Below are 22,431 nucleotides of genomic sequence, written 5' to 3'. Positions count from 1 at the left end.
AATGGAAAATTTGGACATACGATAACGAGCCCTACAATTCCCCGATCTTGCGCTCCATTTCTTCCATGCTGGCGTGACGCACCACTTTGCCCTGAGCCATGTAAACCACGTAGCCCGCGATATTCTTGGCGTGGTCGCCAATGCGTTCCACCGCCTTGGCGGCAAACAGGATATCGATGGCGGTCGAGATCATGCGCGGGTCTTCCATCATGAAAGTGATCAGATGACGCAGTACCGCATCGTACTCTTCGTCCACCTTGATATCCTGGCGCTTCAGCTGGGTTGCGGCAGATACGTCGAGACGGGCGAATGCATCCAGCGAAGCGCGCAGCATTTCCAGCACCATGTCGCTCATGTGCTTGATTTCGGTAAAACGCGGAGTTGAAATGCGGTCTGCACCGTAAATCTTCTTTGCCATACGGGCGATTTTTTCCGCCTTGTCGCCAATCCTTTCCAGATCGGTGATGGTTTTTTCCACGGTCATGATCATGCGCAGGTCGCCGGCAGTGGGCTGGCGGAGAGCAATGATCTTGGTGCACTCCTCGTCGATCTGTATTTCCAGGTCGTTGATATGGAAGTCGCTGGCAATAACTTCATCGGCCAGCGCCAGGTCGCCATCGGTCAGTGCCTTGATGGCCTTGTTGATCTGTTCTTCCACCAGGCCGCCCATTTGCAGAATGCGCGAGCGGACATGTTCCAGTTCAGCGTCGAATTGTTTAAAGATGTGTTCCTGGGACATGGCGGATTCTCCTGACTACGCGCTAAATCGGCAAATTCTAGTGGGGGTGTATGACAATCTGGTGACGTGCTTATTTTGCCGTCATAACCCTGACACCTTCGGCAGCGCCAAGCAGCAGCACATCTGCCGGGCGGCAGGCAAACAGGCCGTTGGTAACCACGCCGGTAATCTGGTTAATGGCAATTTCCAGCTCGACCGGATTCATGATCTGCAGGTTGTGAACATCGAGAATCACATTGCCGTTGTCGGTGGTGAAGCCCTGGCGCAGTACCGGCTGGCCGCCCAGCCTGGTAAGCTGGCGAGCCACATAGCTGCGGGCCATGGGAATGACTTCGACCGGCAGGGGAAACTTGCCCAGCATGCCGACCAGCTTGCTGCCATCAGCGATACAGACGAATTTTTTGCTGCATGCAGCGACGATTTTTTCCCGCGTCAGCGCGCCGCCGCCGCCCTTGATCATGTGCATGTGTTCGGTGATTTCATCCGCGCCGTCGACATACACGGCGAGTTCGGTCACGCTGTTCAGGTCGAGGACTTCGATGCCGTGCTTCTTCAGGCGCTGGGCGGTGGCTTCGGAGCTGGCGACAGCACCATCAAGCTTGTGCTTGATTTTTGCCAGTTCATCGATGAAAAAATTGGCGGTGGAGCCGGTTCCCACGCCGATGATACCGCTGGGGACATGTTCAATGGCAGCGCGTGCCACGGCCTGCTTCAGTTCGTCTTGAGTCATTTTTACTGGGCTTCCAAAACAATCGGTTCTAAAAGCCTAAAGGATAGCGGCTGGCGGCAATTTAGGCTATAGGCCATCTGCTCAAAAACGCCGATTCCTGTTAATCTTCGGCCCAATATACCATTCACTATGTAGCCTTATGCCAACCGATTATCTGGAAAAAATCCTTACCGCCCGTGTTTATGATGTGGCGATCGAAAGCCCGCTGGAAGTCGCGCCCAATCTTTCCGGCCGGATGGGCAACACGCTCCTGCTGAAGCGCGAAGACATGCAGCCGGTGTTCTCCTTCAAGCTACGCGGCGCTTACAACAAAATGGCGCAGTTGCCGCGGGCGGCGCTGAAGCGCGGTGTCATTGCCGCTTCTGCTGGCAACCATGCGCAAGGCGTGGCGCTGGCCGCGCAACGCCTCAAGTGCGAAGCCGTGATCGTGATGCCAGCGACCACGCCGCAGATCAAGATCAACGCGGTTGCGTCGCGTGGCGCCCAGGTGATATTGCACGGCGACTCCTATTCCGATGCCTATGCTCACGCGGTGGAACTGGCGAAAGAAAAAAAACTGACTTTTGTTCATCCCTACGACGACCCCGAAGTCATCGCCGGCCAGGGCACGGTCGGCATGGAAATCCTTCGACAGCACAGTGGGCCACTACATGCCATTTTCGTGCCGGTGGGCGGCGGCGGCCTGATCGCCGGTGTGGCGGCCTACGTCAAACGTTTGCGGCCAGAAATCAGGATCATCGGTGTCGAGCCGGTGGACGCCGATGCCATGTATCAGTCACTGCGCCAGAAGGTGCGCGTGATTCTGCCCCAGGTGGGCATTTTTGCCGATGGGGTGGCGGTTAAACAGGTGGGGGAAGAAACCTTCCGTATGTGCCAGGAACTGGTGGATGAAGTGATCCTGGTCGACACCGATGCGATTTGTGCCGCAATCAAGGATGTGTTCGAGGACACGCGCTCCATCCTCGAACCCGCCGGCGCGCTCTCCATCGCGGGCGCCAAGCTGTATGCCAAGCGGCAAAAGCTGAAAAACAAGAATCTGGTGGCTATTGCTTCTGGCGCCAACATGAACTTTGACCGGTTGCGGCATGTGGCTGAGCGCGCGGAGCTGGGCGAGCAGCGCGAGGGGCTGTTTGCCGTCACCATTCCGGAGCGGCCAGGCAGTTTCAAGGATTTTTGTGCCCTGATCGGGCCGCGCAGCATCACCGAATTCAACTACCGTTTCTCCAACCCCGCCAATGCGCATGTTTTCGTCGGGGTGCAAGTGCATAACCGGGGCGAGGTGACCAAGTTGCTGGCGGCACTGGAACAGAAAGGGCTGCCTGCGCTTGATCTGTCCGACAATGAAATGGGCAAGTTGCACATCCGTCATCTGGTGGGCGGGCATGCCCCGCTGGCGAAGGACGAACTGGTGTACCGTTTCGAATTTCCGGAACGCCCTGGTGCGCTCATGGGGTTTCTCAACAGCATGAGCCACAACTGGAATATCAGCCTGTTCCACTACCGCAATCATGGCACCGATTATGGCCGTATTCTGGTCGGCATCCAGGTACCGCCGCGGGACAAAGCGGCATTCACCGCATTTCTGGACAAGCTGGGCTACCGCTACTGGGACGAAAACGACAATCCTGCTTACAAATTGTTTCTGGGGTAGCGCTTCAACTGCGGGAAAAATCCGGGATAAGCGCCTGAAACAGGCAGGGGAAACCAAGGAAAAAGGGCGGCCGATCGGCCGCCCGGATACGCGAATTACTTTTTCTTGGCTGCGGATTTGGCTTTGACGGTTGTCTTGACGCCAGCAACCGCGTCTTTCAGCTTGGCGCCTACCTTGAATTTGACGACCTTCTTGGCTGGGATTTTGAGTTCCTTGCCGGTGGCCGGATTGCGGCCAACGCGCGCTGCGCGCTCTTCGACGGCAAAAGTACCAAAGCCGATCATCTGCACATTATCACCGCTGCTCAGTGCGTTTTGCACCACGGCCACGAAGGCATCAAACATTTCCGCTGTCTGAGCTTTGGAATGCTGGCTAATCTTGGCTACGGCATCAACTATTTCGCCCTTGTTCATGTTGCTGACTCCTCGTTATGGTGAATGGGTGTAGGGATTTTAGGGGATAAAAGACCTTCAAGCCAAGCTACATTTGCATTTCATCGGAAAAGTAGTTAATTCCGCCACACAAACCTGCACTCGCAAAGACCATGCACACTTTTGTTCAGCCCCTTCCATGGAAACAAGATGGAAACAAGCAGAAATCTTGCTGTCATCACGCTGCAACATCTGCCGCCTAGAGTTTGTGATGTTATTTGTTTACTTCCAAAGGAGAAATAACATGGCAACTTTCTGTCCCGAGCATGAACTGGCCTACGCCCTGGCGGTTGATTTATGCTCACAGTGGAAACATAAAAACAGCAAGACCGTATTGTCCGTGGATGACCTGATGAAAATCAAGGAATGGATCAACACATCGGGCAATGGCGTTATAAAATACCCAGCCATGGCGCCTCTGGCCACCCAGGGTCTGGATAATCTGATTGCGGAAAACTTTCGGACCGATCCTCCCGGAGCCAATCTTTTGAGAATCTAGAACTTTCTCTCGATTGATCGCCACCCGGATGATTCGCTGACGAGAGTGGTGACAATATGAGAAATTCGTGGAAGGACAGTATCTACCTGCAACGGGAAGAACTGGCGCGTAATCTGCGCGAACCGTTGGCGCATCTGGCCGAGCGATGTGCGCCGGCATGGAATAACCGTGAACAGCTGGACGCGGTGCTCATGGATGGATTCTCCTCCATTCCCCACTGTTCGTTCCTGTATTGCGTCGATGCCAAGGGTATCCAGATTTGCGATAACGTTGGCCAGCCCGGACTGGGGCTGGAGCATTTTGGCCGCGACCGCTCCCAGCGGCCCTACATGAAAGAAGTCGTGCCGAGCTGGGGGTTTTTACTTTCAGATGCCTATATCAGCCTGCGTGAGCGCCGCCCTTCCCTCACGGCCTTGCAGGTGGTGCGCGCCGATTCCCACTCACTCGGCTATCTCGGCGCCGACTTTGATCTGCGCAACCTCCCGGTGACATCCGGGCTCTACCACGAGCCCGGCTACTGGATGCAGGTCAAGGGCGATCCGGCGATACGCAGCACGGTGTTCCTGCAGTCGCGCACGGAAAGTCCGATGGACCGCAACATGGAGCATGCCCTCTCCATCCTGGAAGAACTGCTGACGCACCGCGGGGTATTCCAGTGCGTGATCCATTTTTCCAGCAGCCGGGTCACGATCTGGACCCTGGATGACCCGTACATCTATCACATGCTGGATCACGATGCCCTGAACGATCCGGATGTTTGCCTGCTCTTCCCGGTTCATCCCTACCCCAGCAATGCCGCAATCGAGCAGATCGATATCCGGCGCATTCTCGATACCATGAAATCCCTGCGTCTGGCCGACCCCACCATCTACCTGCGCACCGCCTCGATCAATATTTTCAACGGCATGATCAGCCTGACCTTCTCCTGCGACGGCTCGCACTACATGCCGCACGTGGAGTTTCTGCTGAAGGACACCTCGTTCTGGTTCTAGTGTAGCGTTGCACGCCAACCGGCCTGATTATATGAATGCCTCGCCTGAACCCCGCGCCAGAATTTTCCTGCTGAGCCATATGCGCGCCTTTACCACCCTGGCCGGGCATATCCTCGGCTCGCACCCAGAGATCAATGGTTACTATGAAATGCATCTCAGCTACGAGGACGCCTCCGCGCTGGACCGGCAGCTTGATGTGTTTCTGGAAAGCGATGCGCTCAAAAAGAACAGCCGCTTTCTTTTCGACAAACTGCTGCATAACGACTACTCGCTGAACCCCGAGCGGCTTGGGCTGGCGAATATCAAGATACTGATCTCCCTGCTGGAACCGGAACGCACGATCAAAAGCATCGTCAACCTGTTTGCCCGGAAAGAGGTCGAGGATCTCTACGCCTCGCCCGTCGAGGCGGCGAACTACTATATCGCCCGGCTCCAGGCGCTCGCCGATTTCAGCCGGACTGCCGGCCGGCCCTATTACTATTTCGATGCGGAAATCTTGCAGCGCACGCCGGAGGTACTGCTGCCCAGGCTATCGGACTGGCTGGAACTGGATTCGCCGCTCAGCGAGCGCTATCAGATCTTCAGCCAGACCGGTAAAGCCAGAAAAGGCGACTCGTCCGGGCGCATCCATAGCGGAAGAATCGACAGGACAGCGGTCGATTACTCGCATATCGCCATTCCGGAGGATGTGCTGAGTAAGGCGCGAGAAGCTTACCGGGAATACCGCCGGGAGATTGTCGGGAATGCGAAGGATTCGGTCAGCTTGAAACAACAGTACGTGTGATCAAGCAATGTGTTATTGCATGCTTTCCACACCGGGGCGATTCAATGCATCCACAATGCCTGGTCTTGAAAGTCAGCCCTGACGCGTGTTATCGATTTTTGGATGATTCCAAAGCGTAGTGGTTCATCGCCCGCAAGCGTTCGGCAATCACTTTCATCACATCCAATGCAAAATTCGGCGTCTGCTGAATCAGGAAGAGAAAGCGGCGTTTATCGATCATGACCAATCTACAATCAGTCCTTGCAACCACATCTGCGCTCACAGGCGCGTGGTCAATAAGGCCTAATTCTCCCAACAAACTGCCAGCATGCGCCGTATAAAACACTTTATCGCCCAGCTTGATCTCTGCATCCCCTTCAATTACCACGTACATCACGTCACTCATAGCCCCACACTTAAGTATGGTTTCTCCAGCAGCAAAATTGACACCTTCGGCTTCATGCTTAAACAGGTTGGAAAAATCCATGGAGACCCCTCATCATTATTTGATTATCGTAAATTTCTTGCTGATAAATGGATGATCATATCCATATATGTGATTACGTTGTGCTAAATTAACAAGCTCCATAATATTTTCAAAGAGGTTTTTTATAATGTCCAAGCTTAAGGATCTTGAGAAACGTTTTTTGAATGGCCCGGAAAACCCGGATTTGATGATTCTGAAGAAGTTCATCAAAGCGCTGTGCATAGAGGGAAAATTCAACATTTCTGATCTTTATGAATTACCGCTAAATGATTTCGAGCTGGCCATAGAAACACTGAAAAGCTGGCGGCTGGATCGTTACACAAAAACGAAAGAACGCATCGCTGCACTGATCTGCACGCCAAGCAACAATCTCTGATATCTCATGGGTGTAACACCGCCTGCTGTCCTCTTCATTAACTTGTCACACAAGTGGACTAGGCTTGCAATATGGCTCAGTACGAAAACCATGAAAGACTGGTGATCTTTGACGCTGATGGCACGACCATTGACGCGTTTCATGCTATCGAACTGGCTTTTATGCGACATGGCATGGCCCTTGGCGACCTTGAGCGCTTTCAAAAACGGCGCAAACTGTTCAAATATCTAGGCGGCCTGCGCGAGCTACCGACAAATCTGCGTCGCCAGTTTGGCAAACAAAGCCGCAAACAGTTGCTTGCAACGCTGACCGATGTCTATCGTGATGAGGCCTGCCTGTATCCCGGCATCGCCCCCTTGCTCGGGACACTGCTGGCGGATCCTGACGTCCGTGTCGGTCTTGTCACCCGCAATATAACGAATCAACCCGCAGAAACACTGAAACACCTGTTTCTGCGACATGGCCTCGACCTTGGCGAATTCGACTATTTTGCCTGCATCCCGCTACGGGAGGAAAAGACCGCACATTTGAAGGATGCGCGGCAAATCTTCAACATCAACCCAGCTCGCTCCTACGCCTGCGGCGACGAGTATGGCGACTATCTTGCAGCAATCAGTGCCGGCATGCACCCTTTTGTTGTCGCCTATGGTTCAGAAGACCGTGCTCGCCTGACGCAAAAGTTTGGGGTGCCGGGCGAGGTAATATCGTCATCGCCAACCGAGTTTTCAGACCGCCTGCTACACGCTTTGGATATGGCTGGACGGATCTGATTATGGGCCGAAAGCCCCCGGATTTGCTGGACTGCGCCCTCGCATAGATTCGGAGGGAAAGCTGCGCTCATCCCGGATAGTTCATTAGCCGTTTAGGTATCGTAAAACCAATGGGTTGTAGGTCGGGTTTTAACCCGACATGTCGGGCTGAAGCCCCACCTACGCCAAAATGGATTTTCTGGGTTCATCAAACGGTAATCTTGGTGTGGTAAAAGCATTAAGTATCATGAATGCGAAAAACCACCTGTCCTCGCCAGATGACATGGTGCAACTTCTACGTGAGATTCAATTCTTGCGCATAACCATCAGGAAAGTGCAGAAGCAATGCATGGATCTGTGGCGCCCTCATATCAAGCGGAAGGATTTTCTTTCCAGCGCTTCCAATCTCTCCGCCTATCTCGGCTTGCGCCGGCAAGATCTGCGTCACATGCAAAACCGCCTGGCCAATCTTGGGTTGTCCTCACTTGGCCGTAGCGAGGCGCATGTTCTCGCGTCACTGGATGCGATTATTCACATCCTGACAACCATCTCAGGAAAATCTCATTCTGCGGAAAAACTGGTGCGAGCAAGCGCATGCATGGAGCGTGCGGAAGTCATTCATAAACGCCAGACCAACCGGCTATTCGGCCCGCAGCCTTCCCGCCGCTGGGTACGCATCATGGTGACCTTCCCCAGCGAGGCGGCCAGCGATTATCAATTCGTGCGTGAATTGGTTCTGCGCGGCATGGATTGCGCTCGCATCAATTGTGCTCATGACAGCCTGCACGAGTGGCGGCGCATGATTGAATATGTGCACCAGGCCGAGCAGGAAACAGGCAAGTCATGCAAGATACTGATGGATCTTGCCGGCCCGAAGCTGAGAACCGGCCCGGTTACCCCCGGTCCTGCCATTATTCATCTCAAGCCAAAACGCAACCTGCAGGGCAACCTGGCAATGGCGGCAAGCGTGATTCTCGATGGCAGCGGCAAGCCTGGCCGTCCAGCCGAACGCGACGGGCTGGGGCGGCGTATTCCTGCACGCCTGGCCGTGAACGCCGAATGGCAGGAAGCGCTGCGGCATGGCGACATCATCCGTTTTAAGGATGCCCAAAACAGGCCCCGCGAGCTGTCCATTCTAAACCGCATATCCCGGGATGAAGTTCTGGCCAAATGCGACGAGGGCGCCTATCTTCGTCCTGGCATCGAACTGAAACGCAACAATCCCAGTCATGACGGACCGGTACATACCTTGGTAGGTGAAATTGCGGCGCAGCCGCAGCCCATTATTTTGCACCAGGGATATGCCCTGCAGTTGACACATTCGCCCATCCCGGGCGAACCACCCAAGATGGATGAGGATGGAAACACTCTGGTGCCCGCTCATATTTCCTGTATCCAGCCGGAAGTGTTTAATTATCTGAAACCGGGACATCGTGTGTGGATCGATGATGGGCGAATCGGTGCAGTAGTGGAAGCGCTGAACGATGACGGAGCGTTGCTGCGCATCACTCAAGCCCGCCCTGAAGGGGCAAAGCTGCTCCCTGAGAAGGGGCTGAACTTTCCTGACAGCGAACTGAATTTCCCCGCCCTGACTGAAAAAGACCTGCGCGACCTCGATTTTGTCGCCGCCCATGCCGATATGGTGGGCTATTCCTTCGTGCAGTCGGCCGATGACATGGAACAGCTCATCGCCGAACTGGCTTCCCGGGGCAGCGAGAAAATCGGCATTGTTGCCAAAATCGAAACCAGCAAGGGGCTGCACAATCTGCCCGAGATAATTATCCGGGGTGCCGGGTGCCGCCCCTTTGGCGTCATGATCGCACGTGGCGATTTGGCGGTGGAAATTGGTTATACGCGCATGGCAGAAATCCAGGAGGAAATTCTGTGGCTGTGCGAGGCTGCTCATGTCCCGGTTGTTTGGGCGACACAGGTGCTGGAAGGGCTGGTGAAACAGAATTTCCCATCCCGCGCTGAAATAACCGATGCCGCCATGGCGGAACGGGCAGAGTGCGTCATGCTTAACAAGGGTCCTTTTGTTCTCAACGCCATTGAAGTGCTGGATAACGTGGTTGAAAAAATGCAGGCCCACCAGAAAAAAAAGACTTCGCAGCTCAGGGCATTGCACTGGTAAAACCTGATTTAGAGCGAGATATTCAGAATGTGTAATGACAAGCACTGCGTTGACCTGCTGGAGTTTGCTGGCGGCATACGACCGGTCAAGAGGCGCTAAGCATGTCCGACATTGCCGAAAGATCCCTGCACACCCGCACCGCCCGCTCGGTCGAAGCTATCCGAAGATCGTTCGTCGACAACCTGTTCTACGTCACCGGAAGAACCTTCGACAACGCCACCACCCTCGACCACTACACTGCGCTGGCCTACACCATACGCGACCGTTTGCTGTCGCGTTTTGTCGCATCGGTCAAGAAGTACGAGCGCCGGGATGCGAAGATGGTGGCCTACCTGTCCGCAGAATACCTGCTAGGCCCTCATTTGGGGAACAACATCCTCAACCTGGATATAGGGGACCATGTCCGCCAGGCCATGGAGGAATTGGGTCTGGACCTGGAAACCATCCTGGATGCCGAGGAAGAGCCTGGGCTTGGCAATGGCGGCCTCGGCCGCCTCGCAGCCTGCTACATGGATTCCCTGGCGACCCTGGAAATCCCCGCCATCGGCTATGGCATACGCTACGAATACGGAATCTTCGAACAGAGCATCAAGGACGGGTGGCAGGTGGAAGTGGCGGACGTGTGGCTACGCAACGGCAATCCATGGGAATTGCCGGCGCAACACCGCTATCCGGTGAAATTTGGCGGGCGTATTGAACGCCAGCATGACGACAAAGGCTGCCTGTGCATCAACTGGGTACCGGAATCCATGATTTATGGCGTTGGCTATGACACCCCCATTCTGGGCTATGGTGTTCTCAACGTAAATTTTTTGCGGCTGTGGAAATCCGAGGCCTGCGAATCCTTCGACATGCAGGCTTTCAACTCGGGTGACTACTACGGCGCCATTGAAGACATGGTAGTCGCCCAGAATATCAGCAAGGTACTCTACCCCAACGACGAACCGGCGGCCGGCAAGGCTCTGCGGCTGCGCCAGCAATACTTCTTCGTTTCCTGCTCGCTTCAGGACATGATTCGCATGACCCTGCGAGACAAAGGGAGTCTCGATCTTTTTCCGGAACGGTTCGTAATCCAGCTTAACGACACTCATCCCGCAATCGCCATCGCCGAATTCATGCGACTGCTCATCGACGAGCACAAGATGGGCTTTGATCCTGCCTGGGCGCTTACCCAGCGAAGCTTCGCCTACACCAACCATACCCTGCTGCCGGAAGCGCTCGAAACATGGCCTCTGGACCTGTTCCAGCACACCCTTCCACGTCACATGGAGATCGTATTAGAAATCAACGACCGCTTTTTAAACGACGTGCGCATTCGCTTTATCAACGATACGACGCGGTTTGCGCGCATGTCGCTGATTGACGAGGGGCAAGGCGATGGCATTCGCCGCGTGCGCATGGCCAACCTGGCCTGTGTAGGCAGCATGGCCATCAACGGCGTTGCGGAAATCCATAGTGAACTGCTCAAGCACACGCTGTTGCGGGATTTTTATGATATGTGGCCCGAAAAATTCCACAACAAGACCAATGGTGTGACGCCACGGCGTTTCATTGCCCTGGCCAATCCACCGCTTGCCACACTGATTGAAGAGACTATCGACGGCGATTGGTTACGCAATCTGGAAAGGCTGCGCCAGTTGGAGCCTCTTGCCGATGATAGTGCCTTCCGATCCCGTTGGCGCGGAATCAAGCACACTGCAAAGGAACGCCTGGCGAACTACATCCATCACTGCTGCAACATCAGGCTTGATCCGGATACCTTGTTCGACATCCAGGTCAAGCGTATCCATGAATACAAACGTCAGCATCTCAATGTGCTGCACATCCTTAGCCTCTACCATCACCTGAAGCATGATCCGTCGCTGGACATTACACCGCGCACCTTCATTTTTGGTGGCAAGGCAGCGCCCAGCTACCACATGGCAAAGCTGATCATCAAGCTCATCAACTCGGTGGCCGATGTCATCAACCGCGACCCCCAGGTCAACAAGCTGCTAAAGGTGGTATTCGTGCCCGACTTCAGCGTCAAGACTGCCCAGCACATCTATCCTGCGGCAGACGTCTCAGAGCAGATATCCACTGCCGGCAAGGAGGCCTCCGGCACTGGCAACATGAAATTCACCATGAATGGGGCGTTGACCATCGGCACTCTTGATGGTGCCAACGCCGAGATCCGGGCAGCCGTGGGTAAAGAGAATTTCTTTTCTTTCGGCAGGACAGTTCAACAGGTAGAAGACATCTGGGCGGCAGGCTATCACCCCTGGGATATTTATAGTCAGAATGAGAGCCTGCGTGCTGTCATAGACCTGATCGACTCGGGACTTTTCTCTCACGGGGATAGAGGCCTGTTCCGGCCGTTAACCGGCAATCTGTTGAATAACGACCCTTTTCTGGTGTGTGCCGATTTTCAGGACTATATCGATTGCCAGTCCCGGGTAAGCCTGGCTTACAAAGATCAGGAACAATGGTCACGCATGTCCATTCTGAACGTGGCACGCTGCGGGATTTTCTCTTCAGATCGCGCCATTCGCGAATACAACCAGGACATCTGGCACGCAACAGCATTGTCGGTGGAAATGCCCAAGGATTGACCTTTACAGGCCCCCCAAGCGACAAACTCCGCGCGTCATATCACTTGCCTGAACTGCGTCCTTTGCGGTGAAATGCAGTTTCCGGATTAAACCTAGAAACCTCAGTTCGATAACCACGGAGGGCACGGAGAACACGGAGAAGCGGGGTAGGCAGGGATGGGCGACTTGTCACCCAACTCGCAAAGGCGGTTTGCGGTCATTTATGGCCTCACCCAAGGGGTGAATGCCAAACATCATGCAATCCATGGTTTTTACTCCGTGTTCTCCGTGAACTCCGTGGTTAAGTGCTTTTTATAGATTAAAGCAGCCTATCCCAGGCATCCCGCTCCGCCCGGTAATTCATCAAGGCCTTGACTATCTGCACTTTGCGCTGCGCGCGATGCCCGGCGGACTGGATTTGACCCCAGGCCGGGGCGTGTTCACCGAAATTGCGCTCGATGTTGTCGATGAAGGTCTGCACCTGCCGCAAGGCAGGCGCCAGTCCGGGCGCGCGCAGCCACCAGTGGCCGGCGTTGAACACCAGCTCATGCAGTTGCCGGTTCCGGGCGATGATGGCTTCATGTTTTTGCCGGTACAGCGCCAGCAGTTCCGGCTCTTTGCGGGCGATGACCGCCTCGATCGCCTCCCGGACAAAGGGCTGGTTCACGTCCGCCTGCCGGACCAGTTCTTCGGTTGAAAACAGCATCAGGTCGCCGAAGAACTGGCGCTCGAACTCGTCAGAAAGGTCGATGGCTTGCTGCTCCCCGTCCAGTTCCACGCCGGGGCGGAAGTCGTCGTCCAGGCCCGCCTCGGTGGTGCGGCGGTGCAGGTTGGGCAGGTTGCACGCGGCGAAGCGCCCGGCGATCTCGGCGGCGATCAGGCGCCCGGCGGTGGGGCCGGACATTCTTAAACGCAAATGCCCGAAGGGGATGAGGTATTTCAGCCCAGCGTAGTTGACGACATAATTGCCGGGGTAAACCGTGCGCGCCGGGGTGAGCCGGGTGAAACCGCCGCCGTAGGCAAACCAGGTCTTGCGGAAGAGGTGTTCGCCAAAGAAAAAGGCGTTGAGCCGCCGGGCGAAGTCCGTCAGGCAGGCGCGATGGTCGTGCTCGCCTTCGAGCCGGCACGGGTAGGAAAACGTCTCCGCCTTGTTTTCGAAGCCGAACAGCCCGGCCAGATCGTGGTAGGCCGCGTCGCCTGCCAGCGGCCCCTGCGCGCCATGAAACCGGCAGGCCTGATCCCCGGCCAGCGTGGCCAGGCGGGTAAAGCAGGCGGTCACATCGTCGAGGAAATTGACCGCCATCACCGACGGCGACACCGGCGGGTCGCCCACCATCTTGCCGGTGAGCATCAGGATGCCGGTGGTGCGGAAGATTTTGGCTATGGCGTGAAAATAATTCAGCGCGTACACCACCTCTTCGCCGGATTCGGTCTGCCGGTTCACGCAAAAATGCTGGTCGCTGTCGACCAGGTAATACAGGGTTCTATTTTTGTCTTCCGTCAGTTGCAGCATCTTCAGGTAACTGAGATTGCGGTTGGCGGCCTGGCCCTTGCGATAAAACTTTTCCCGGGGCTGGGTGGTGAGCAGGTGCCCCAAGCGTCCACGCTGGTGAAGGGGGAGGGATTGCAGAAGTTCGTACTGTTCGGCCAGCCCGAAGTGAAAGATCTGCAAGCCTTTCCGCCGGTATTCCGCCACCAGCTCGATGTGGCGGCGGATGTTGTCTTCATCGCGGCTGTCCTCGGCGACGACAATCCTGATCTTGTCCCACACGCCGGAGGTCTTCCCGCCGTAGTCGTACAGCGTGCACACCTGGACAATGCTTTCGAGGCAGGCGCGCAGATGGGGCGGGCGGTCCGCCACCGGGATGGCGAGGATGAAATGAGGGCGGTCATCGCCACCGCGCTGTTGAATCAGGGCTTCCTGCTCGCGGAACAGGGACTGGTAGCAATCCAGCAGCGGGTGAAAGTCCGCCCCGGGCGACCACATCGCCTGTTCCAGCAAGGGGTAGCACTGCTCGTAAAGTTCGACCAGCGCGTCGGTCGATGCGGAACTGCTTTGCAGTTTCCTGCCAATGACGGCCAGGCCGGGGATGGCGGACTGGTGGCGCGCGATGCACCCCGCCAGATGCGTAGTCACGAAATCGGTCATGCTGAATTCAGAAATGTAGGTCGGGCTTCAGCCCGAAATGTCGGGCTTCAGCCCGAAATGTCGGGTTGAAACCCGACCTACGTTGTGTTGATGTTTCATATTGACTAACCACTAGCGTCTGGATGAGTAATTCGGATACGCATCCTGATCGATCAGGATCTCGATGAGATTGATGCCGTGGCGGAAATCGATCGCATCCAGCTTCGCCAGGTCCTGCGCGCTTTCCACCCGGCAATGCCGGATGCCGAAGGATTGCGCCAGCAGCGCGTAATCCGGGTTGGTGAAATCGCAGTCGATGAAGCGGTCGTGGTAGAGATGGTGCTGGTTCTTGCGGATCAGTCCCATGGTGTGGTTGTTGAAGAGCACGATATTCAGCGGGATGCCGTAATTCACCGCCGTCATGATTTCCATGGCGCACATCTGGAACCCGCCGTCGCCGATCATGGCGAACAGGGGCTGGTCGACTTCGCAGCCGGCGCCAATGGCGGCCGGGATGGCATGACCCAGCGAGGAGATGCCGGTATTGGGGTAGAAACGGTCCCTGGCGGACACCCGGTAGAAGTTTTGCGCGAAAACGATGTTGTCATCGAACATGACCAGACCGTCCGGAAAGCGTTGCTCCAGCCAGCCATAGAAGGCGCGCACATGGTCGAACTGGTGGTTGAAAATCGTCTCGCCGGCGGCATCTGACCGGGCTTGTGCGGCCGCGATGAAAGCGGTGATATCCATCGGCTCTTTCGCCGCCACCTGTTGCACCTGAATGGCTGAATCCAGCGCCTGCAGATAGGCGCCAAGATCGGCATGCACCACGAGGTCGGCACGGAAGACCTTTTCCAGTTGCTGGGCGCTGTTATCCACCTGGATGAGTTTCTTGCCCGCCAGCAGATGATTGTCCCAGACATAGCTGGTTCTTTCATTGAAGCCAGCCCCCAGCACCAGCACCAGGTCGGCCTCCTGTTCCAGATAGCGCATGGCGTAACCGCCGGAGGTGACGCCGAGACTGCCCAGCGCCAGCGCGGAGCGTTCGTCGATCGCGCCCTTGGCCTTGAGGCTGCTGGTCACCGGGATATTGAGACGCTCGCTGATGCGGCGCAAGTGTTCCTGCGCACCCGAACGGATGCAGCCATAGCCTGCGATGATCAGGGGGCGCTTCGCCGCGCGGATCAGCTCCACGCTCTTGTCGATGAACGGCTCGGCGAGCGTGCATTCGCCGGCCGGGCGGGTGAAGGAAACCTGATCCAGGATGGCTGCATCCACCATTTCTTTCTGCACGTTATAGGGGATGCTCAACACCACCGGGCCGGGAGTCTTGGATAACAGGTGTTTGGCCGCCTGGTTCAGCACAGTGGGCAGGTAATCGATGCGTTCGATCAGTTTGTGGTAGCGCGTGATGCCGGCAAACAACAAGACCTGGTCAATGCTGCCGCCCTCGCCGGAGCTTTCCTGCAAGCCCCCTTTGCCGAAAATATGGGTGGAGGTTTCTCCCGTGATCACCAGGATCGGCTGCCTGTCCGCATAGGCATTGGCGATGCCGGTCACCAGGTTGGTGGCGCCGGGACCAGCGGTGGTGATACAGGCCCCGATCTTGCCGGAGACCCGGGCATAACCGCCGGCCATGAAGGCCGCGCCCTGCTCGTGCTTGACCAGCACGCTCCTGATGTTCGAGTCGTACAGGCTGTCGTAGACCGGCAGGATATGCGAGCCCGGCATGCCGAAGATATGTTCTATCCCCAGGCGCTCCATATATCTTACGATTAATTCACTGACTGCTATATTCATGTTGTCGCATTGCTGCCGGCGATCTCCGGGCGAATGACTATCCGATTCCGTTTCGGGGAGTGAAGTTTAACTGAAGGAGTGGATGCTTAGCCAACCCTAACGTTTACAATTGGCGATTTCCAACCCGCTGAGGATAGATATGGAATTCTGGCTGCTCTATCTGCTGACCGGCATTTTCGCCGGTTTCCTGGCGGGCCTGCTGGGCGTGGGCGGCGGGCTGGTGATCGTGCCGGTGCTGACCTTCATCTTCAGCGCCCAGCATTTCCCCGCCAGCCATATCCTGCATATTGCCCTTGGCACTTCGCTGGCAAGTATCCTGTTTACCTCCATGTCCAGCCTGCGCGCCCACCATGCCCACGGCGCGGTGAGCTGGCAGGTGGTGCGTGGCATCACCCCCGGCATCCTGGCAGGGACATTGCTGGGCACAGTGCTGGCGGCCCAGTTGTCCTCCAATTTTCTCAAGGGCTTTTTCGTGCTGTTCGTTTACTACGTCGCCGCCCAGATGCTGCTCAACATCAAGCCCAGGCCATCGCGTCAGCTACCCGGCCGGGGCGGCATGTTCGGCGCGGGCAGCGTGATCGGCGGCGTTTCCAGCCTGGTGGGCATCGGCGGCGGCACGCTTTCGGTGCCTTTCATGACCTGGTGCAATGTCAAGATGCATCAGGCCATCGGCACCTCGGCCGCCATCGGCTTCCCCATCGCGGCAGCGGGGGCGGCGGGTTATGCCGTCAACGGACTGGGCGTCAGTGGCTTGCCGGATTACAGTCTGGGATTCATCTACTTGCCCGCATTAGGGGGGCTGGTGTTTGCCAGCGTCCTGACCGCGCCGTTCGGCGCAAGACTGGCCCATCGCCTGCCGGTGCCGCAGCTCAGGAAAGCGTTTGCCGCGCTACTGATTGTGCTGGGCACACGCATGCTGATCAGTCTGTTTTAACCTGAAAACCTTATTTGAACCACGGGGATCACGGGGAATACAAAGGCTTTGAAGGTTTTTTTGGGTTTACCCATTGGGTGATAAGCCGTGCTTTTGTAGCTCATTGAATTCCCCCGTGATCCCCGTGTGCCCCGTGGTTAAACTGCTTTTTTAAGGTTCAATCAGAAACAGCCTTATTTCCCCACCGGATGGCTCGTGCATTGCTCCTGCAGTCTGCCGAAAGCAGCGAAACCCTCCTTCACGCTGATCTCCGCCACTTCCTGGCTTGCCGGCTGGAGCACGATATGCGGCACACCCCAGGGGTGCCAGCGCGAGGCGTCCGATTTACCGAAAAAGCACAGGATGGGTTTACCCAACCCTGCTGCGATGTGCATGGCGCCACCGTCGCTGCAAATCACCCGGTCGCAAACCGAGAGCCCGGCAATAAGCTCCCGCAGTTGCTGGGTCGGGTAGGCGATAAGGGGCACGCCGCTCAGGGCGGACATAATCTGGCGCGCCTTGTTGTCGTCGCCAGGATGATGCGGGTTGCTTTCGTCGCCGGGCGACCAGAACAACATGAATACCGCGTTTTCGCTCTGGTGCAGCGCGCGGACAAGTTCCACGAAATTTTCCGCCGGCCAGCGCTGGCTGGGCTTGCGTGCGCTGATGTGAACGCCGATGACGGTTTGACCTGCCGTCCATCCCCGTGCGGAAAGTTGCGCCCTGGCCGCGGCCATCTCTGCGTTACTGGCCACTACCCGCAAAGGGGGAGGAGCGCCCGTGATCGCCAGGGGAGCCAGAAGGCGAAAGATGTCCTCGGCTTCATGCAGAGGCGCATCCAGCGTATAGGGGATGGGCGTATCAATATGCTGAATGCCTTTTTTCCCTTGCTCGGTGAATCCGATAATGTGACAGGGCCGGATCATGCGTGCCAGGCGCAAGCCGCGCGGCAGGAAATGCGCGCCGCCGATGATGGCATAGTCGAACCGCTCTTTTCTGAGCCGGGCGAACAGCTTCAGGCGCTCCCAATAGACTTTGAACGCACTGGTTCCCGCGGCGCGATGCTTTGCCTTGGTATAGGCGTATATCTCGTCAATGTCCGGATTGTTTTCCAGCACGGCGACGTTGTAGCTGTTTACCAGGGCACAAATCCTGGCTTTCGGATAATGTTCCCGCAGCGCGCTGAAAACAGGAGTGGTGCATACAAGATCCCCAATATTGTCGCGACGGATCACGATGATTTTGAGTGTGGAAGAATGATTGTCGTCTGTTTTGATCAAGGTGTTCACCGGGATGGTTTTTCGGGCGGCTGCAAATCCTGATTTTCTTTAAGCATGACCAGCGCAAGCAGGCCGGCCAGAAATAAAAACTGCTGCAGCATGTGATCGCGGCTGATGCTGTCGACGAGCATGCGCGAGAAGAAGCCTGCGACAATGAACAGCAGCACGAGCGCAAAATAACTTTTGTGGCCGTTGTAGCGTTTCCAGGCAACAGACATGAGGCTGCCAACAAAGCCCAGCCATAACAGTATTCCCGGGATGCCCGTTCCAACACCCAGATCAATCAGCCCGCTATGGCTATGGCCAACCCCTGCCACGCCGTACTTGACATGGAGCGCATGTCCGAATGCATTTCTGCCGTATCCGATGCCCAGCGGATGATCCGCGATCAGGAGCAGCCCTTCCTTGATCCATGCGACGCGCTCGTAATTCGAAGCATTCACCATGGTTCCATCCGCAAGGGTGGGATAGGGATATTGCACACGGTTCAGCCATGCTTTGTGATGTTCGGTATCGAGGGCAATGGGCACGGTTTCGATAAAGCTTTTCCAGCGCGGGTCCGATTGGGCATAAAAGCTGGAGAAAATGCCAGCCGTGGCAATGATGGCAAAGAACGTCAATCCCAGCCTGAAAAAACTGTGCTTACCCCTGTTTTCGTACCAATAAAGACCGGTCAGGGAAAGGGACATGATGATGAGGCCTATCATGCCGTTACGTACGGCCTCCAGGTATGAGCTGAACAGTGTCGCCAGCACGATGGCCGCAAGCAGGGCATTGTCAAAAGGCAGGGTGCGCTTGCCAAAGCTTGCCCTGAAGAATATTTCAGCCAGAAGAAAAGCCATGAGCATGTTGGTCAGGTAATTGCTCTTGTCCATTCCTTCCGTGAGCCCGGCAACCCTGCTGGGCAATGTGCCGGTCATGACGAGTTGCGCCAGACCGATATAGTCGACATATAAAACATGAATCAGCAAGCCCGCAAACACCACGGCTATCACCCGGCTGACAGGCGTGCCCCGCCTGGAAACCCAGGGGCTGGCCGCGAGGAACCCGATGAGCAGCGCGGCCAGCGCTATCAGCCATTGCCCCCGGATCTCTTTCAGTGACCAGGAAGGCTCAGGTGAAATCAGGACTGCGCCGGCAATAATCCAGGCCGTTAACGCACCCAGCCAGACCAGGGGCATGCGCAGCGCGGGAGGGAGCATGAAATCCGCGCGATGCCTGAATGCCGCATAAGTCAGGATAGTCAGGCTGAGCACCATGAGCAGGTGACGCAGGGCAATGGTGCCCGGTATCGGCCAGACAAAAAAAAGCGCGCCGAGGAAAAACAGGATTGAAATGTTTCTGGAGCCCATCTATTCAGGTCTCCGGAAACAGCAATGCGGTCAGTTGCAGCGCCGCGCTGCGCCAGTTTCTCTCCCGGGCATAGTTGAGTGAGTTGGCGCACAGGGCCGCATATTCATCCGCATTGGTCAGGATTCGCTCCATCAGGGCGGCAAGCTGGTGAGGGTCGTCCTGGCCGCAAAGAAAGCCGTTGTACCCGTCCACGATGACATCCTCGTTGGCTGTGCCGGATGCGCCTATCGACGGAATGCCGCAGGCATTGGCTTCAAGATGCACCAGGCCGTAGCCTTCAAAGGCCGATTCCGTATTGTTGGATACCAGGACATGGCAAAGGGAGCGCGAGTAATAATGCAGCAGCGCTTCGTGGCTGACTTTTCCGGTGAAGACAACCTGGTTTTGAATGCCGAGTTCGGCGGCCCGCTTGATGTATTTGTCGCTTGCGGAACCGACCAGATAAAGCCTGGCTTCCGGGTGCTTGCGAGCAAGCCCGGCAAATGCGCTGAGCAGAAGATCAACCCCCTTGCGCTGTTTCAGCGCGCCCACGCAGATGAATGCCGGCTCCTTGGGAAGACCCGCAACGGGATGGTAGTCGTTCAGGTTCACGCCCCAATGGACGATGTTCATGGGGCCTTTCCACCAGGTCAGCGCCTTTTCGAAGGTGAAGCGGCTGGGCACGACGAGTGTGTCGACGCTCCGCGCGAACTGCCGGTTGAGGATTTTTCGCATTCCCTTGACGAAGGGAAAATAGATATACGTCCCATGCCCGAGGAGCATCAGGCGAGGCTTGTCCAGTTTGAGCTTGAGCAGCGCGGCAAGCGGCAGATATGGCTCGATGCCGCAAATAATGGCATCTATTCGCTGGCCTTGCAGTTTGCGCAGGATGTTCCGGGCATCCGACAGGAGGGTAATAGGGGTTTTGTAGTGGTCGCCGCTAATCAGGGCATGGCCGGGGTTGTGCGGGTCGCCTTTTTTGGAAATCACGATGACATGATGCTGGTCGCGCAGCTCGGCGATCAGTTCGACCCCGACGGTCGCCCAGCCGTTGAGTTTGCTCAGTTCGTTTGTCAGGTAAAGGATGTTCATTGGCGTGGACCGGTTTGAGCGTGGATCATCTGGAGGAAATGGAAAAGTGACTTCGCCATTACAGCGTAATCCCTTTTTTCGGCAACGATTCGTTTCCCGGCTTCGCCCATGTCGCGGATTTTCTGGCCATCCAGCGTCAGAATCCTGGCCACGGCGTCCTGAATGGCTTCCGGGTTCAGGTCGCAGAAAAAAGCCGAGTTTTCGTCGAACAGCGCGCTATATTCCGGCAGATGATTGATGATGGCCGGGATGCCCGCCGCATAATATTCAAGCGTCTTGGTGGGCGATGATACCTCATACAGCGGCGACTCTGGAATCAGGCCGATGCCGACATCGTACTGGCGCATGATGTCAAAAAGCGCATCGCGCGGTTTCGGCGGGCAGATGCGGATGCGCTCGTCAGCAAATTCGGCGGACTTGAGTTCCCTGACGAAGTCATTGTCGCTGGGGGTGTAAAGATCGAATACGAAGTCGCCCTTGACCGCGCGGAAAGCCGAAATAATGAGATCCAGGCGGCGCAGTCTGTCGACACTGCCGATGTAGATGAATTTCTTCATCGCGGGAGCTTCCACTGAATGCAGGGCAGGCTGAATTCGCGAAAAATCGACGCCCATCGACAATGGGTGGCAGGGAATGCGCAAGTCAGGATAAAAGCGGCGCCTGTATGTCTCGGTAATGGGAAGATAGAAGTCGCACTGCTCGATGAGCCGCCTTTCCAGGTGCTGTTTGACGGCATATTCGATACGCTTGCGCCATACCGCCCGGCCGGTTGCGCGCGCTTCGTAAATGCGCCTGAAACTGTGAGGGAAGGATTCCCAGAATCCCAGGCGGTAGCGGTAATCTTTTTTTCTTGCCAGGAGATTTCTGAGCACGGCAAAGAGATTGCGCACGATGATGAAATCGTAACCGCTGATGTCGGTGATGGCCTTGAGCCCCTCAACCGTGCGCCTGCGCCGGTATTTGTGGGGCAGGACAAGCTTCCCGTCAAGGATGGCCGGCTTCGCGATGGCCCGGTCAAAATACACCACATCGACCGTGGCGAATTGCCGTAAATGGCCGGCAAAAATTCCCTGGATGGTCGAATGGTTGGCCTCTGGCGCCTGGTCGGTGATAAGCAGGATGCGCATCATAATTCCGCTAGACCTTCGTGCAGCCGGTTTCGGCGCGTTGCGCGAGCATCTCGATGGCGGCCGCATGAACTTCGTCTACCGTAATCTGTTTCATTGCCGCATTGCTGCGTTTTTTCTTGGGGATGTGGGCGGAGCTCTCGTGTATTTTCTGGATCACGCGGTGCTTGTCGAGGTCCTGGAAGGGGCCGATCAATCCGGAGGAGGTTGCGCCGAACAGGCACAGCGTGGGCGTCCCCAGCGCGATGGCCAGGTGCATGGTGCCGGTGTCGTTGCTGACCAGCAGGTCAAAGCCCCGGATCAGAGCAGGCAATTCCTCGATGCGAAACGCGCCGCAAGCGTTGCGGATATTGGCGGATCGGCAGCCGCGAATAATTTCCTCACCCAGTGCATGCTCCCCCGGTGAGCCGGTGATGACGATGAGCACATCGTCCATGTTTTCAGCCAGACGGTCCGCCAGGGCGCTGAAATATCCGGCAGGCCACATTTTGAAGGTGTTGGCCGCCCCGGCCTGAAAGCCTATGGTGGTTACCCCCTTGAAGCGGCCTGCTCCAGATGGGGCCATGCCGGTTGCCGGGCCGTAACGCCGCGGCAGGGACATGCGCCGGGTAAGCGACGTGGCGCCGATGGCGCGGACGAGG

Annotated in this window: 20 protein-coding genes; 9 read left to right on the top strand and 11 right to left on the bottom strand. The window is 56.5% G+C overall.

The features are described from left to right. Positions 1–31: 31 nt before the first annotated feature. Together phoU and rpiA are read right to left on the bottom strand one after the other, a co-directional pair. Positions 32–739 (bottom strand): phosphate signaling complex protein PhoU, encoded by a 708-nt coding sequence (gene phoU, locus WC392_04775; protein ID MFA5241677.1) that lies wholly within the window; start codon positions 737–739, stop codon positions 32–34. Positions 740–809: 70 nt separating this feature from the next. After that, complete coding sequence (rpiA, locus tag WC392_04770) at positions 810–1,469, bottom strand: ribose-5-phosphate isomerase RpiA (protein ID MFA5241676.1); 660 nt, start codon at positions 1,467–1,469, stop codon at positions 810–812. Positions 1,470–1,608: 139 nt separating this feature from the next. Here rpiA and ilvA point away from each other — a divergent pair, with 139 nt between their 5' ends. Next, positions 1,609–3,120: a threonine ammonia-lyase, biosynthetic gene (gene ilvA / locus WC392_04765; protein MFA5241675.1), complete on the top strand. Its 1,512-nt coding sequence runs from the start codon at positions 1,609–1,611 to the stop codon at positions 3,118–3,120. 95 nt (positions 3,121–3,215) lie between these two features. On the opposite strand, the gene WC392_04760 is transcribed toward ilvA, so the two are convergent. Beyond that, positions 3,216–3,533, bottom strand: a complete 318-nt coding sequence (locus WC392_04760; protein MFA5241674.1) for an HU family DNA-binding protein — start codon at positions 3,531–3,533, stop codon at positions 3,216–3,218. A gap of 262 nt (positions 3,534–3,795) precedes the next feature. On the opposite strand from WC392_04760, the gene WC392_04755 reads away from it, so the two are divergent. The 3 genes from WC392_04755 to WC392_04745 are packed head-to-tail and all read left to right on the top strand — an operon-like array spanning position 3,796 to position 5,826. Then, a complete protein-coding gene (locus WC392_04755) occupies positions 3,796–4,050 on the top strand; it encodes a hypothetical protein (protein MFA5241673.1) in 255 nt (84 codons plus the stop codon). A gap of 56 nt (positions 4,051–4,106) precedes the next feature. Further along, on the top strand, positions 4,107–5,042 hold the full coding sequence (locus tag WC392_04750; GenBank protein MFA5241672.1) for a hypothetical protein: 936 nt from the start codon (positions 4,107–4,109) through the stop codon (positions 5,040–5,042). A 31-nt stretch (positions 5,043–5,073) separates the two neighbouring features. After that, the gene (locus WC392_04745; GenBank protein MFA5241671.1) at positions 5,074–5,826 is read left to right on the top strand and encodes a hypothetical protein; all 753 of its coding nucleotides are present in this window, start codon (positions 5,074–5,076) and stop codon (positions 5,824–5,826) included. A gap of 88 nt (positions 5,827–5,914) precedes the next feature. On the opposite strand, the gene WC392_04740 is transcribed toward WC392_04745, so the two are convergent. Beyond that, positions 5,915–6,292 (bottom strand): cyclic nucleotide-binding domain-containing protein, encoded by a 378-nt coding sequence (locus WC392_04740; protein ID MFA5241670.1) that lies wholly within the window; start codon positions 6,290–6,292, stop codon positions 5,915–5,917. Positions 6,293–6,419: 127 nt separating this feature from the next. Here WC392_04740 and WC392_04735 point away from each other — a divergent pair, with 127 nt between their 5' ends. From WC392_04735 to WC392_04720, 4 genes are all read left to right on the top strand, one after another. After that, complete coding sequence (locus tag WC392_04735; GenBank protein ID MFA5241669.1) at positions 6,420–6,668, top strand: hypothetical protein; 249 nt, start codon at positions 6,420–6,422, stop codon at positions 6,666–6,668. 71 nt (positions 6,669–6,739) lie between these two features. Further along, on the top strand, positions 6,740–7,438 hold the full coding sequence (locus WC392_04730) for an HAD family hydrolase (GenBank protein ID MFA5241668.1): 699 nt from the start codon (positions 6,740–6,742) through the stop codon (positions 7,436–7,438). A gap of 226 nt (positions 7,439–7,664) precedes the next feature. Further along, positions 7,665–9,548, top strand: coding sequence for a pyruvate kinase (locus WC392_04725; protein MFA5241667.1), 1,884 nt, complete (start codon positions 7,665–7,667; stop codon positions 9,546–9,548). Between the two features lie 101 nt (positions 9,549–9,649). After that, positions 9,650–12,139: a glycogen/starch/alpha-glucan phosphorylase gene (locus WC392_04720; GenBank protein ID MFA5241666.1), complete on the top strand. Its 2,490-nt coding sequence runs from the start codon at positions 9,650–9,652 to the stop codon at positions 12,137–12,139. 298 nt (positions 12,140–12,437) lie between these two features. Here WC392_04720 and WC392_04715 read toward each other — a convergent pair whose 3' ends face one another. Beyond that, a complete protein-coding gene (locus WC392_04715; protein MFA5241665.1) occupies positions 12,438–14,267 on the bottom strand; it encodes a hypothetical protein in 1,830 nt (609 codons plus the stop codon). Positions 14,268–14,378: 111 nt separating this feature from the next. Further along, complete coding sequence (locus tag WC392_04710) at positions 14,379–16,046, bottom strand: thiamine pyrophosphate-binding protein (protein ID MFA5241664.1); 1,668 nt, start codon at positions 16,044–16,046, stop codon at positions 14,379–14,381. 139 nt (positions 16,047–16,185) lie between these two features. Here WC392_04710 and WC392_04705 point away from each other — a divergent pair, with 139 nt between their 5' ends. Continuing rightward, on the top strand, positions 16,186–16,980 hold the full coding sequence (locus WC392_04705; protein ID MFA5241663.1) for a sulfite exporter TauE/SafE family protein: 795 nt from the start codon (positions 16,186–16,188) through the stop codon (positions 16,978–16,980). A 173-nt stretch (positions 16,981–17,153) separates the two neighbouring features. Here the strand turns inward: WC392_04705 and WC392_04700 are convergent, their stop codons facing one another. The 5 genes from WC392_04700 to WC392_04680 all read right to left on the bottom strand — a co-directional run. After that, positions 17,154–18,239, bottom strand: coding sequence for a glycosyltransferase family 9 protein (locus WC392_04700; protein ID MFA5241662.1), 1,086 nt, complete (start codon positions 18,237–18,239; stop codon positions 17,154–17,156). Between the two features lie 5 nt (positions 18,240–18,244). Next, a complete protein-coding gene (locus tag WC392_04695) occupies positions 18,245–19,591 on the bottom strand; it encodes an O-antigen ligase family protein (GenBank protein ID MFA5241661.1) in 1,347 nt (448 codons plus the stop codon). Positions 19,592–19,595: 4 nt separating this feature from the next. Next, positions 19,596–20,663: a glycosyltransferase family 4 protein gene (locus tag WC392_04690; GenBank protein ID MFA5241660.1), complete on the bottom strand. Its 1,068-nt coding sequence runs from the start codon at positions 20,661–20,663 to the stop codon at positions 19,596–19,598. Next, complete coding sequence (locus WC392_04685; protein MFA5241659.1) at positions 20,660–21,790, bottom strand: glycosyltransferase family 4 protein; 1,131 nt, start codon at positions 21,788–21,790, stop codon at positions 20,660–20,662. The genes WC392_04690 and WC392_04685 overlap by 4 nt, the downstream gene beginning before the upstream one ends. Before the next feature lie 10 nt (positions 21,791–21,800). Then, positions 21,801–22,431, bottom strand: a 631-nt coding sequence (locus WC392_04680; GenBank protein MFA5241658.1) for a glycosyltransferase family 9 protein, incomplete at its 5' end; no start/stop codon positions are given.

Source organism: Sulfuricella sp. (assembly GCA_041651995.1).
Lineage (GTDB): Bacteria > Pseudomonadota > Gammaproteobacteria > Burkholderiales > Sulfuricellaceae > Sulfurimicrobium.
The sequence above is the reverse complement of the archived record's forward strand: the minus strand, read 5'-3'. Positions and strand labels throughout refer to the sequence as shown.

Coding starts and splice junctions, on each gene's coding strand:
- phoU (MFA5241677.1), bottom strand. CDS start 739: ATGTCCCAGGAACACATCTTTAAACAATTCGACGCTGAACTGGAACAT.
- rpiA (MFA5241676.1), bottom strand. CDS start 1,469: ATGACTCAAGACGAACTGAAGCAGGCCGTGGCACGCGCTGCCATTGAA.
- ilvA (MFA5241675.1), top strand. CDS start 1,609: ATGCCAACCGATTATCTGGAAAAAATCCTTACCGCCCGTGTTTATGAT.
- WC392_04760 (MFA5241674.1), bottom strand. CDS start 3,533: ATGAACAAGGGCGAAATAGTTGATGCCGTAGCCAAGATTAGCCAGCAT.
- WC392_04755 (MFA5241673.1), top strand. CDS start 3,796: ATGGCAACTTTCTGTCCCGAGCATGAACTGGCCTACGCCCTGGCGGTT.
- WC392_04750 (MFA5241672.1), top strand. CDS start 4,107: ATGAGAAATTCGTGGAAGGACAGTATCTACCTGCAACGGGAAGAACTG.
- WC392_04745 (MFA5241671.1), top strand. CDS start 5,074: ATGAATGCCTCGCCTGAACCCCGCGCCAGAATTTTCCTGCTGAGCCAT.
- WC392_04740 (MFA5241670.1), bottom strand. CDS start 6,292: ATGGATTTTTCCAACCTGTTTAAGCATGAAGCCGAAGGTGTCAATTTT.
- WC392_04735 (MFA5241669.1), top strand. CDS start 6,420: ATGTCCAAGCTTAAGGATCTTGAGAAACGTTTTTTGAATGGCCCGGAA.
- WC392_04730 (MFA5241668.1), top strand. CDS start 6,740: ATGGCTCAGTACGAAAACCATGAAAGACTGGTGATCTTTGACGCTGAT.
- WC392_04725 (MFA5241667.1), top strand. CDS start 7,665: ATGAATGCGAAAAACCACCTGTCCTCGCCAGATGACATGGTGCAACTT.
- WC392_04720 (MFA5241666.1), top strand. CDS start 9,650: ATGTCCGACATTGCCGAAAGATCCCTGCACACCCGCACCGCCCGCTCG.
- WC392_04715 (MFA5241665.1), bottom strand. CDS start 14,267: ATGACCGATTTCGTGACTACGCATCTGGCGGGGTGCATCGCGCGCCAC.
- WC392_04710 (MFA5241664.1), bottom strand. CDS start 16,046: ATGAATATAGCAGTCAGTGAATTAATCGTAAGATATATGGAGCGCCTG.
- WC392_04705 (MFA5241663.1), top strand. CDS start 16,186: ATGGAATTCTGGCTGCTCTATCTGCTGACCGGCATTTTCGCCGGTTTC.
- WC392_04695 (MFA5241661.1), bottom strand. CDS start 19,591: ATGGGCTCCAGAAACATTTCAATCCTGTTTTTCCTCGGCGCGCTTTTT.
- WC392_04690 (MFA5241660.1), bottom strand. CDS start 20,663: ATGAACATCCTTTACCTGACAAACGAACTGAGCAAACTCAACGGCTGG.
- WC392_04685 (MFA5241659.1), bottom strand. CDS start 21,790: ATGCGCATCCTGCTTATCACCGACCAGGCGCCAGAGGCCAACCATTCG.